The sequence below is a fragment of the Halomicronema sp. CCY15110 genome (genome assembly GCF_016888165.1).
GTDB lineage: Bacteria > Cyanobacteriota > Cyanobacteriia > Phormidesmidales > Phormidesmidaceae > Halomicronema.
Map to the genome: position 1 here is coordinate 1 of NZ_JACSWC010000361.1, position 12,044 is coordinate 12,044.

Annotated in this window: 10 protein-coding genes; all 10 read right to left on the reverse strand. The window is 54.5% G+C overall.

Annotated features, from left to right (window positions below):
- On the reverse strand, positions 1-614 hold a 614-nt coding region (locus JUK32_RS17050; protein WP_239112769.1), incomplete at its 3' end, for a tetratricopeptide repeat protein.
- A 44-nt stretch (positions 615-658) separates the two neighbouring features.
- Positions 659-1,747, reverse strand: coding sequence for a hypothetical protein (locus JUK32_RS17055; protein ID WP_204140065.1), 1,089 nt, complete (start codon positions 1,745-1,747; stop codon positions 659-661).
- Positions 1,732-3,018, reverse strand: coding sequence for a tetratricopeptide repeat protein (locus JUK32_RS17060; protein ID WP_204140066.1), 1,287 nt, complete (start codon positions 3,016-3,018; stop codon positions 1,732-1,734). Before JUK32_RS17060 ends, JUK32_RS17055 begins: the two co-directional genes overlap by 16 nt.
- A 17-nt stretch (positions 3,019-3,035) precedes the next feature.
- Positions 3,036-5,831 (reverse strand): CHAT domain-containing tetratricopeptide repeat protein, encoded by a 2,796-nt coding sequence (locus JUK32_RS17065; RefSeq protein ID WP_204140067.1) that lies wholly within the window; start codon positions 5,829-5,831, stop codon positions 3,036-3,038.
- A 36-nt stretch (positions 5,832-5,867) separates the two neighbouring features.
- A complete protein-coding gene (locus JUK32_RS17070) occupies positions 5,868-9,080 on the reverse strand; it encodes a BPTD_3080 family restriction endonuclease (RefSeq protein ID WP_204140068.1) in 3,213 nt (1,070 codons plus the stop codon).
- A gap of 21 nt (positions 9,081-9,101) precedes the next feature.
- Complete coding sequence (locus JUK32_RS17075; RefSeq protein WP_204140069.1) at positions 9,102-9,302, reverse strand: hypothetical protein; 201 nt, start codon at positions 9,300-9,302, stop codon at positions 9,102-9,104.
- A 113-nt stretch (positions 9,303-9,415) separates the two neighbouring features.
- Positions 9,416-9,637: a DUF2283 domain-containing protein gene (locus JUK32_RS17080; protein ID WP_204140070.1), complete on the reverse strand. Its 222-nt coding sequence runs from the start codon at positions 9,635-9,637 to the stop codon at positions 9,416-9,418.
- Positions 9,634-9,888 (reverse strand): DUF4258 domain-containing protein, encoded by a 255-nt coding sequence (locus JUK32_RS17085; protein WP_204140071.1) that lies wholly within the window; start codon positions 9,886-9,888, stop codon positions 9,634-9,636. Before JUK32_RS17085 ends, JUK32_RS17080 begins: the two co-directional genes overlap by 4 nt.
- Before the next feature lie 128 nt (positions 9,889-10,016).
- Positions 10,017-10,766: a hypothetical protein gene (locus JUK32_RS17090; protein WP_204140072.1), complete on the reverse strand. Its 750-nt coding sequence runs from the start codon at positions 10,764-10,766 to the stop codon at positions 10,017-10,019.
- A gap of 5 nt (positions 10,767-10,771) precedes the next feature.
- Positions 10,772-11,746 carry a hypothetical protein gene (locus JUK32_RS17095; protein ID WP_204140073.1) on the reverse strand — a complete coding sequence of 325 codons (975 nt, stop codon included), beginning with the start codon at positions 11,744-11,746 and terminating at the stop codon, positions 10,772-10,774.
- Between the last annotated feature and the right edge of the window lie 298 nt (positions 11,747-12,044).

Consider the following 12,044-nt stretch of genomic DNA (forward strand, 5'->3'; position numbering starts at 1 on the left):
AACTGCTCGCGCCAAATTGCCAGGGCTTCTACATAGAGGGGTTCGGCCTCCCCATAGCGCCCCTGAGCATAATACAGTAAGGCCAGATTATTGAGGCTGAGGGCGACATTAGGATGGCGCTCTCCCAACTGCCCATGACGAATCGACAGGGCTTCTTCGTAGAGGGTTTCGGCGTCACCATAGCGCCCCTGAACGCGATACAGCTCGGCCAGGTTGTCGAGGCTGGTGGCGACATCGGGATGGCGATTCCCCAACTGCTCGCGACGAATCGACAGGGCTTCTACATAGAGGGGTTCGGCCTCCCCATAGCGCCCCTGGGCACGGTATAGCTCGGCCAAGTTGTTGAGACTGGTAGCGACATAGGGATGGCGATTCCCCACCTGCTCGTGCACAATCGCCAGAACTTCCTCGGCTAGAAGCACGGCCTCTTGGTATTGTCCCGCATGGAAGAGTTCAACGGCCTGCTGGTTCAGTGCATCTGCATGCTCCAGAGGATTCTGAATTGGGAGATTAGGCGTCACCTGAGTCAGTCGAGTCTCTTCTGCCAGAGTCAGCGGCGCTGGCCCCGACAGTGCCAACGCCCCCAACGCCCCAACCCACCAACGTATTGCCATCATCCATTCCCTCTTAGCGTCCTAAATCTTGTCCCAAGTCCGTGCTAGCGTTGACTCTCCAGAAAATCGAGTCGCTCCGCCAGCACCGCTACCTGCTCCGAGTCACCCAACACGTCATAGAGCGCTAGCGCCTCCTGGGTTTGAGCGATCGCCGTCTCTATGTCTACACGCGCCTGGGCCAACAGCGCCAACCCATCCCAGGCTCCCGCTTGCCCCTGCAATTGCCCCGATTCCGTCGCCAATGCCAAACCCTGCCGATAAAGCGTCTGGGCCTCGGGCGTCAGGCCAATGGAGAGGTAGAGATCGCCTTGGAGGACATAGATCAGCGCATTATCTGTCCCCGCCTCAATGCGGTCTTCCAGCATGTCTATCGCTGCCTGGGTCAGGGTGAGCGGGTTGGGTCCTGTAGGTGGGGGAGAATTGCTGTAGAGCAATGCCAGGGCGATCGCCGTCGCATCTTCATTCAACTCCGCCGCTCTCAATGCTTCCGCCTCCACCAGAATCGGCTCTGCCTCCGAGGACAACAGCAGCCGGAAACCCACCGCAGCGCCCAGCGCATTGGACGATAGCCCCGTATCCGAGCTGACCTCGATCAGATAGCGCACTCCCGGCTCTAGAGGTGGCCCGTCATAGGCCACCGAGGTTCCCGAGACCTCTTCTGTCCAAAGGGGCTGCGTCGGGTTCGCATACACCTGCACCTGATACGTCTGCGCCCCCGCTACCGGATTCCAACTCAGGGTGGGCACTGTCCCTGGTAGTAGCGCCGTCTCCCGAGGGCTAATCACATAGGGCACCGTGCCATTCACCTCCCGAGAAGGCCGCCGCCGCCCGGTACGCAATGAAGAAGATTCCGTACAGTAATCGCCAACGGTGTACGTTCCTGCCGGAAACTGCCGCTCGCGGGTTTCGTTGTTGCAGACAATCCCCACATTGCCTCCGGAGCGCACCCGCAATTCATCGGTGCCGCGCACAAAGTCCCCCACATAGGCCCGGTTGCCATTCACCTCTGCCTGTCCGCCAATGTCTGAGATGTAATTTACCCCGAGACTCTGGGCCAGCGCCGGGACACTGAAGACCGGTAGCGCTAGGCCCGTGGCGAATAGAGAAAGGGTAAAATTCAATCCTTGACGCATGGCTGGTTTGCTTCCGTAAGTTGTTGACAGGCTTGGAACCCCCATAGATCTTCATCGGGGTTGGTGCTGTTTCCGAGACGATAGCACTCAGCCCAGGATTCTAAGGCCGCCGTTTGATTCCCTTGCTGCGCTTCCACTTGCGCCAGCAGACAGTGGGCTGAGGCTGGATTGGTAATCTCTGCAGTAGCTTCAGGGCGCTGAGTCACCACCCCGATCGCGGCCTGCAGGGGAAATGCCGCCTCCTCATAGCGGCCCTGCTGTAGCAGCGCCCAGCCTAGATTTTTGTAGAGGTTGTATTGCGTGCTGAAAAACTCCCCTGCCGTTTTCAGCTCCGCTTCCTGGTCCGCCAGGACTTCTAAACCCGCTGATAACAGCGCCACCGCTGCACCGGGGTCGGCTTGGGCCGGTAGCAAATATAGCCGCCCTAGGTTGTTGTACGCCTGGGGCACATCTCCTTGCAGGGCTATCGCATACTGGCTTTGAGCAGACTCGAACTGTTGCAGGTCTTCATAGAGGGTGCCGAGGTTGTAGTGAGCATCCACATTGTCGGGATTGAGGGCGATCGCCCGCTGATAATTTTGCTGAGCACTCCCTAAGCGCCCGGCCTCTGCATTGCCCATACCTAAGCGATTGTAAAAGTTCGAAATGGTAGGCAGCGACAACCACAGCCCTAATAGAAAGATTGACAGTAATCCCGTGGCGCTTAACTTGGCTTCCTCATGCCAATGAGACGGCACCCTCAGGGTGTTTAACAAATCATCGAAGCCCGCTTGACCCGCCTTGGTTAGTTCACTGCGGGCGTTGAGTAGGGTCAACAGACTGGAGAAAGCGATGGCAGATACGCCCAATACCCCCGGTCCCCCGAGGAAGAAGCGGCGGATGATGTCCCCTAACAGGCCCAGGCTGATGGTCCATAGCAGCACTTGACCACCTCGATAGAGCCAGTCCCGGCGATCGCGGCGGTGAGGGGGCTGCAACTCGTCCAAAGACCACCACCAGCGGGTGGCGGGCGGGGAGAGGCTGCGACGATAGGCGGCAAAATCCACCAGGGGTGTTATGGCTGTGACCTGCTGCCGCAGGGTTTCATCCAAACCACGGAGATGTTGCAGGGTATAGATTCCCGGTGTGGTCCCAGCGTCCAACACGACCTGGAGGGCATCACGGGCTTTTAGTACGGCCAGGGCGCGATCGGCACTGGCGTCCTGCTGCCAGTCCTGTAAGGTCTGGCGGTAGTGTTGGAGAGCTTGGGGCAGGCGATCGCGCATAGTCATCTCGACTCCTCAGCCCATTATTGCTTTAACGGACGCCAATCCCCCGTGAGGACAAACGCGGCCCAATAGTAAGGGTGGCTATATTGGTCTCCAGCCTGAATCATCTCCAGTTGTACCAGGCGGAGAGCTTCACTGCGACCCATGCCGCTGAGCAGATTCTCGTAATAGCGCACCATCAGGTCTTGGGTACCTTCGTCTTCCACGCGCCACAGGCTCATGACCAAAGACTCTGCCCCAGCTAGGGTAAAGGCTCGTCGTAGACCGTAAACTCCCTCGCCGCTGACCACCTCGCCCTGAGCCGTTTCACACGCGGAGAGCACCACCAGTTGAGTGCCGTAGAGGTTAAGACTGGCCGCTTCCAAGGCAGTCAGAATGCCATCTTCCTGACCACTTTTGCGGGCATTAAAGCCTTCCAGGGCCAGCATGGCTCGCAGTAAAGGATTTTCGATGGGCACTTCGTAGGTGTCGTTAAAGGCCATGCCCTCAGCATCCCTTACTGCCTGACGGCGGGGCGCGTCTTCCAGGAAAAGACCGTGGGTGGCTATATGCAAGAGGCCGGGAGCTGGGGATTGCTTGAGGGCTGTTTCAGTCGCGTCGCGCCCGGTGAGGAAGTTCGCATCCGGAAGCAGAGCGCTAAGGGCTTGACCCTCATGAAAAGCGTGTTGCAATGGCCCCACCGTGAGGGTTGCCAGATCAACCGAGCGCTGACCAGTGCTATCGGGCGCAGCAGCAACAATCTCGCCATAGTTGGGAGCTGCGAGGATGAGAGGAGGGTTAGAGCTGGGGGGGATTGAGTCGAGATTGAGCAAGTCACGACCACTGGTGAGGTAGCTAATCTCAAAAGTTTCAATTAGGTATTGACTACTGGTGGAGCGCAGCACTTCAAAGGGAATTTGGTTGAGGGCACCGTCAGGGGAAATCAGCAGGTGTTCGACCCCCTCCAGTTGTTCCCGGAGCGGAGCCATGACTAGCGCATCCAGCTCTTGGGCACGGCGGTGAATTTCGTCCACCGCTTGTACATTGGCGAGGCCATTACTGAGAGAGATAACAGCGGTGTCAATATCGGCAGCATCGCCTAAGTCAATAGATTCAACGCGACCGTTGGGGAAGAGCAGGTAAGCGGCATAGCGGGGTGAACTAGAGGGATTGCCAGATTCATCAAGTCTAAATGGCCGATATCGAATGTACTCGACCAAGACACCTTCACTGGGGATTCGCTCTGATATCAAGGGAATTCCCGAATTTGTCCAATTGGGATCAAATTCTGTCCCATAAAAGATACGTGGCCATCCGTCGTAAGGTTCATCTGAGGGAAAAGCCTCAGGAGTAACAGGCAAGAAATCGACAAAATTGAGTATGTCTCGAGAGTTCCTTAGTTGGGTCTCTATTTGATCAATATCGGCTTCTAAATCAGCGACCCTATTGCGATATTGTTCAGAGTTAAGACTTTCACGAGATGCATAATATAGGCTAGCCAACTCGCTCCTCTTACGTGCTAGCTGGCTTAACAATACTTCCTCGTCGGAAATACTCTGTTCTCCAAATGTGGCAAACGAACGTAAACCTCTCATAGCATATCCTTCCATTTCCAATAGCAAGCCCTTACGCTTAGCAATAGTATGAGCTGCAAGGTAACTCAGCTCGGGGTATTGGAAACCTATTCCCAAGTCTAGTGAAATCGCAAGGTTGGTAGTGGTCAAAAGGCTTTGTATATAAGAAGCCCTTTCAGAATCAGACGCAAATACGAAGCTCTCATTCACTATTTCACGGTTCTCCGTGTTGATAGCTTCCCTCAGAAGATATACGGCTTTATCGTAATCTTTCGAGTCTATACTTAAGTTGATGCTCTCAATAAGAGAGCCCACAATAGATAAAGGATATATACAAACTTCATGTTCAAAATAGAAACTACCCTCCGAGCACTCTTCTCGATAACTTTCAGCTCTTTCAATATCTCCTTGAATCAAATATATGTCAGCCATATCCGAAAGGATATAAGCTATTAAATTTTCGAGGCCATATAGTACTCCTTGGAGGATGTCAGGTTCGACATCAAAGTATTTACTAGAAGGTAGAAGTGGTGGTGGTGTCCGAAGATCATGCCAAACTTCAGACTCCTGGAGTGATACCTCAATAGTCTCTTGGTATTCTCGAAATATTATTAGTGCTCTCGCATAAAAGCTCAGTGCCTCTTCATACCTATTTTGCGTCTTGTTTAGCAGAGCTAAGCTGTCAAGTGTTAATGCAGTATCAGGGTGTTGTTCACCTAAATATAACTCTCGAATCTCCAAGGCTTCTCGATAGAAAGACTCAGCTTCAATAAAATGTCCATTACGTCCCAATTCAAACGCTTGGGCATTGAGGATATTTGCTCTCTCTAAAAGTAAGTCAACTTCTGAGCTTTGGCGTAAAACTAATGTATATTCACCTGTCTCACGACGGCTGTCAGTACCTACAACAATTGTGTAAGAAGCTGTGGTTGGTAATTCCACTGTAAGCACTGCGTTAGTAAGCTCCCCAGCATCACTATCTTCAGCTAGGATTTCACCTGATGGATCTAGCAAAAGTAAGTGAGCGTCAAAATCTTCACTATTAAGCTCAAAAGTGAGATTCTCTCCTGCTCTCCCCTCAAAGGTATGCAAGTTGAAATAGTTGCCATCTTCCAAGATGTTGCTGGTCTCATCTAGTTGCCCGGTAAAGGTAGTGGGATTGGCCTGAGCTTGGGCTATTTGAGGTAGCTCTGCCAAAGCGACTGTGGTTGCCCCCCATAGCCCAAATGTCACCAAGCTTCCGACCCAAAATCGCACAATCATAATCCACCCCTACGCTATTCCAAAAGAAAGTTTTTGCTAACGGGTGCTAGCAATTGGCTGAACTGAAGAAGTTGAAGTTCTGACGATTGCCCATACTTCGTCCATGTGTTGCTGGGCGTCTTTTTGCTGGCACAGACGGTATTGCCAGTGGCCGTAGCGACCATCGGCATTGACGGCATCGCACCAGCGCTCGGCGGCGGCGCGTTTACGATCGCGGTTGGGGTCCCAGCCCTTGGGCTCCAAAATCAAGTAGTGGGGCTGCTCGGTTTTGAAGCGGATGATAAAGTCAGGAATGTAGTCGTGGGTGTTGCCGTCTTTTCCCAGATAGGGGATGGCAAAGCCTAACCCCTGATTTTTGATGAAGGTTGCGGTGCCGGGGTGATTGTCGAGGATGTAGGCGGTGCTGGATTCCCAGCTGCTATCGGCGACAACATAGTTGACGTGAGAGTTCAGCACCTCCCGGACGGTTTTGCTCGTCCAGAAGTCGATGTCGCCAGTGGAGCAGACCGGACGATGGGTGTCGTAGAACGGCACTTCGGGGGCTTCGCCCTGGTCGGTGTCGGGCTGGATAGCGTCGGTGAGATGATCGACCACCCAACCGTAGTAAGGGGATAGAAAGACATCGAGGATTTGGGCAGGGGAGATGGGCTTAACCTTGTCTCGCAGGTAGCGATCGCAGATCTGCCGTAACTGGGGAAACAGCACATGGGCTGGGGCCTCGTAGCGACCATTGCTCATGTAAGACTTGGTTAGGGTGGTCGCCAGGTCAAAGACCAACTCTTGGAAGCGGCGGCCCTGGCGGTAGGGATTGAGGTTGACATCCTCCAGGCTGCCGGGACCGCAGAGGGACGGTCGCCCTTTGTTGTTGAGCACCGTCGCCTTCATCTGCACCTCAGGGGCGATGTCAAAGGGGTTGATTTCTAAGGTGGGTACGGTTTCCCAATCGACTCTGACGCGATTGCGGACGGCCTGGGTGTAGCCATCCACACGGGGAATCTCGATCTGGAAGTCATCTTTGCCGGGAACCGCATAGATGCGATGCCGTTTTTGGGTCGGGCGACTACCGCCCCCGTTGTTAGCTTTGAACGGCACGATCGCAAAGGGCACCCCAAAGACCTGGGCCACCTCTTCACTGAACTGGTTGTTATCTTGCAATTCATAGCTGCGGCGACGGAGGGCGCGGCCCACTACCTGCTCACAGAGCAGTTGCGACATAAAGGGTCGGATGCCGATGACGTGGGTGACGGTGCTGCAGTCCCAACCTTCGGTGAGCATTCCGACCGAGACGATGCAGCGGATGTCGCGACCGGGGGGATGCAGGGGGCGATCGAGCTTTTCGGCCAGGGCTTCAAAACCTTCGGGATAGATGGGGCGCTTTTGCGGGTCGGTGGGCCAGGTGGCTTTGCCGATGGTATCGAGGGTAAAGCGCATCCACTTCGCTTCATCGGAGGCGGAGGAACCAGCTTCCATCTCCTGAGACACTTTGGAATCGACGCGGATGGTGTTGATGCGATCGGGGGTGTTGTGGAATAGCTCGATTTTGTTGGGGGAGACGTTGGACGGCTGTTTCCCCTCGGCCAACCACTCATAGATGGTTTTGGCGATTTGGGTGTTCTTACACACCAGAATGAAGACGGGCGGGCGATCGTCATTGCCGTTTTCCGCATCGGCCCATTCCTGGGTCATTTTTACCCATTCGCCCCCCAGGATGGAGATGGGCGTTTGGGCATACTTCAGCACCGCCTGGGGACGGGGATTGACCTTGTTGCTGCCCCGCTCCTTCGGTGACATCTTTTCCATGATCCACTTCCAGATGTTGAAGTAGCCAGGGATCTCGGTGCCCGTCGTATCCCGCACGGCAAGCTGAGGCACTTTCACCAGGCCGGACTCAATGGCGTCCATCAGGCTAAAGTCGCTGACCACCCACGGAAACGGCATATTAACGTTGTAGCCGACGCTAGTTAGGTAGTAGGGCGTGGCTGACAGATCGACACAGAGGTTGATGCCCCGCAGCTTGTGAATGCGGTCTAGCCCTTCAACCCAGATGGTAGCTTCCCGCTGGGTGTAGTCGTCATCTTCTTCGGCAGCTTCCGCCAGCAGTTCCTGTTGTTCGTCGTCCAGGGGTTCGTCCGGGATGCGGTAGGCGTGGTGGGCCTCGTCGTTGAGCACCAGAATGTTTTGCTTGCCGCCAACTTCGCGCCCCAGGATGCGCTGTATCCAGGCGGTTTCGCTCTCCACCCGGCGAAAGGCGACGACTTTGGCGGATTCTAAGTTGCCCTGGGTATCGTACTTTTCGCCCCCTTCGGCGACGCGGAGCTGGCCCAGGGCGACTTGCTTGCGATAGGTGTCGAGGTCAAGGTAACGGCGGCCTCGGGCGGTGGTGTTTTTGTCGCCGATGCGGATGACTTCGGTGGTCTGGACAGGGACGCCCACCTGGACGACCTTGGCCGGGGCATCGCCAGCGGTCTGGGGGGTGCGACGCTCAAACAGATGCCAGTTGGTGACCAGCACTCGTCCCCGGCGTAGGCTATCCATCAGGCGCGAGGGCACCAGGTCACGGGTGCGGTAGAGGCTGGCTTCGCCGCTGTCGGGATTGAGTTCAGCAAGGCGATCGCGGATGGTCACGTTAGGGCAGACAATCAGCACCACATCGGAAAAACGGGCATCACTGCGATCGTTGACCTTATTCAAAATGCTCCACGCCGCCAACATGCCCATGACGGTGGTTTTGCCGGAGCCGGTAGCCATCTTACAGGCGTACCGCTTAAAGGCCCGAATACCGTCTTCCCATTGCCGCTCGGTGGGGTCATCACTAGGAATGGTCAGGCCCTGGAGGAAGTCGGCGCGGGCTTCGGTCAAAAAGATGACAGTCTCAACGGCTTCGCGCTGGGTGTAGAACAGTCGCCATTGCCGTTCGTCGTCGTTCCAGTGCTGGAGCAGTTCCAGGGTGGTGCGGGTGACGCCGGGGTAGCCCTGCGATCGCCAGCTATCCACCACGTCGCGAATGCGGTTGACCAGCGTCATGTAGTAGGCATCGAACCCTCTGGCCTCGTGCCCGTTGGGCAGCCGTTTGCAGGGTAGCAGCACATCATCGCTGGTATCCCACGGGCGGGTTTGCTCCGGGGGATACACAATCGAAGGTCTGCGTCCGTCCCGAAGCTGGGGCGGTTCTCCTTCTTGAATGAACCAGTAGTTTGTCGGTGGCTCAAAGGGGGAGTTGAGGATGGGGGTATCGACTTCGTAGGTCATGGAGTTAAAAGAGGAGTCTGGCTAGGCGTTGGGCTCAGAAGACTTTTGGCGGGCGAATTCCTGAAAATCTGCCATCGTGAGTTGGTCGAGCCACTGGTGACGCTCCTGGGTGTAGTCGCCGTAGCCGACGCCGAGCTGTTGTAAAAACCTCAAGGTGTTGGCGACTCCTAGAGAGTCGATGAGGGCTTTGTAGCCCTGCTGTCTAATTTCCGTTTGTTTCATTGGTCTCTGCCTCGTTTTGAAACTATTACCCTGCATCTCAGTATTCGGGGGCGACGGGTTCAGGAGGGTCAACAAGCATAGGTAGTGCGCGGCACAACGGATGCCTTGCTCGATCAGGCTGTTTGTTGACTTACTTCGGTGGTCGCCACGGAATAGTTCATGACGTAGGGATTATCGACCCGCTGGGAGGCGTCTAAAATCTCGATGCCGATGAGTTTGCCGTCCGGGTTGTAGTCCATAATGATGCCCTCAACTTCCTCGTCGCTTTCGTCAATTTCAACGTCGTCCAAGATGATTCGCAGAACGTCAACGCTGGGGTCATAGGTGATTTTCATGATTGCCTCCAGTATTTTTGAATTTTGCTGGTGCGGTAAACGGTTACGAGGGTAGGGGGTGTCCCTTCGTCAATGATCAGGCGTAGCAGATAAGGTTTGCTGTTCATTTCAATGATGGACTGATAAATTTGGCGACCGGGTCTGATAGACAGAGTTTGTTGCGGGTTGTTAAGGACTTGCCTGATGTCCTCGGAGCGGATGTTGCGCCGTTGGATCTCAATCGCTGCGTGGTCAGAAATTGTGATGTCCACGGATTTCATCTCTCGGTGCGGAGCTGGGGCTGTTCTCCTTCTTGAATGAACCAGTAGCGATCGGGTGGCTCGAAAGGGGAATTGAGGATGGGAGTATCGACTTCGTAAGTCATCTAAGAAAACCTTAATCACGTTGAGAAGAAAGCAATCCAATCTCTTTGAGCGACTGCCTTTATGATTCTGATGTGTGCTTTCAAGGCAGGATCTATATCTGGATATTCTTTCTCAACTTCAATTACAAAAAATCGAATTAAGTTAGTTAAAATTGCTTTGTTGCCAGATCTGAATAGAAAATCTAGAATATCGCGTGCTATTTTCTCTTTTTGTCCACCGAGTCTCTTGAAATCTATATTTCTATGTCTACCCATGACTTGAACCATCGAGAAGATATTGTAGTCATCTTCTGCTTCCCTAAAAGCCTTTTTAAAAATATCGACCATGGTGTTATATCGTCCATATCGAAACAAGTTATATACCCTTTGTTCGGTCTCATTGAGAGAGATGTTTTCATCAAATCTTTCCAAAAAGTCGGGAGGTATCTCTTTGAACGACAACAAAGAATCAAAAGAATCGATTGCGAGCATGGTGAACAACTGTTGTTGAATATCTTTAAGTAGAAGATATTTTTCAGTATCAATGACGTAATCGACAGCAGCGCTGCTAGAGCCGTCGGTTCGCTCCGGGCACGGTTCACTATCGGGTGTTTTGTGAAAATGGCAAAAATGGTCTCTTCGAGTTCCCCCACCGTACTTCCAATAGACGGGCTCACCACAAGATGGACATTGCAAAGCGAGTTCCCAATAATTACTCGTGCTGTGCAGTCCGCTAGATGAAGCAGAAATCCTGCGTGCCTTAACCATTGAATACGCTTCATCCATAGTCTTTAAATCTCCTGGACGACGAGGAGTTCGTTGCCGCGATCGTCGATGACTTTGACGGCGATTTGGCGGTGGTCGCCGGGGGCGAAGGGGGCGCTGGTGGTGCCGGAGAGGTGATCCCAAACGGACTCTTCGTAGGTACCTTTGATGGCTTTGCGGATGCCGTCCCAGGCTTTGGTGCGGGGGAAGAAGGCTTGGCAGACGTGGAAGCAGAGACCGTTGTAGTCGGTATCGAGGAACCAGGCGGGGACATCGCTGCCGCTGCGGGAGTAGTTCTCCATGGTGGCGGGGTCAAAGACATCCAGGCCCAATAGCTCCACCTGATGGCGGGGGGTGCCGTCGTCGAGGGGGGCGGCGGAGTGGACTTTGATTTCGGGCAGGCCGCACACGCTGAAGATCTGGCTGCTGCGCATGTTTTTGAGCAGGTCGCCCATGAGCAAGTCGGGGGTGGCCTGGATGTAGGTGGCGGGAATCTCCACGAGCTCGGAACAGTGCTCCACCAGGCGACGGGCGTTGGGATGGATGGCAAAGCCGATGACGTAGAGATGGGTGTAGTCCTTAGCGCGGGCTTCCATCGCCGCTTCATAGACGGTGCGCTCGACGATCTGGCCATTTTCGGGGCCGAAGACGAGGGCCACGGGCATGTCTTCGACGATGCACTCGGCGGAGAGATTGATGGTTTTGGTGGGCTTGCGAACGTTCTGGAGGGTGAGGGTCTTGTTCTCCGCCAGCCGCAACACGGGACTCTTGCGCAGCACCTCTAACATCCGGTCTGAGAACGATAGCGACTCATCCAGCATGGGGGTGACAGCTGCCGCCTCGTCATCCTGCTCGGCATCGACGGGGGTGGGAATGACCGCCTCGACGGTGAAAGGGCCAGTCACACGGGTCAGACCGCTGACGGTCTCGGGGCGATCGACTAACACCTCTTCATCCGGCGTTTCATCGTTAGCAATGCACCCAAGGGTAATTCGAGGCACGATACCGCCAATTTCTTCTCTCTTATTATTCTGCTTGCGCAGATAAACAAAGCCTCCCGCAGGTCCACGGCTTTCATCTTTAAGTTCATAGTAAGAATAAGTCGCCGTAAGAAGTCTCTGACGAGCTAAAGCCAAAGGAACCCGACTAACATCCGTAGTTAGCCAGCGTCTTCCCCACTGTTCAGCTAGATATGCGGTTGTGCCACTTCCACAAGTCGGATCTAGTACTCGACGGCATAAATAACCATAGCCATTATGAGGTCAAAGGCTTGCCCGAATAGTTCCATTTAAAGGGCTT

Bases quoted from the DNA above. Each gene is read 5' to 3' on its own strand.
- JUK32_RS17075 (WP_204140069.1), bottom strand. From the start codon at position 9,302: ATGAAACAAACGGAAATTAGACAGCAGGGCTACAAAGCCCTCATCGAC.
- JUK32_RS17090 (WP_204140072.1), bottom strand. From the start codon at position 10,766: ATGGATGAAGCGTATTCAATGGTTAAGGCACGCAGGATTTCTGCTTCA.
- JUK32_RS17055 (WP_204140065.1), bottom strand. From the start codon at position 1,747: ATGCGTCAAGGATTGAATTTTACCCTTTCTCTATTCGCCACGGGCCTA.
- JUK32_RS17070 (WP_204140068.1), bottom strand. From the start codon at position 9,080: ATGACCTACGAAGTCGATACCCCCATCCTCAACTCCCCCTTTGAGCCA.
- JUK32_RS17060 (WP_204140066.1), bottom strand. From the start codon at position 3,018: ATGACTATGCGCGATCGCCTGCCCCAAGCTCTCCAACACTACCGCCAG.
- JUK32_RS17080 (WP_204140070.1), bottom strand. From the start codon at position 9,637: ATGAAAATCACCTATGACCCCAGCGTTGACGTTCTGCGAATCATCTTG.
- JUK32_RS17065 (WP_204140067.1), bottom strand. From the start codon at position 5,831: ATGATTGTGCGATTTTGGGTCGGAAGCTTGGTGACATTTGGGCTATGG.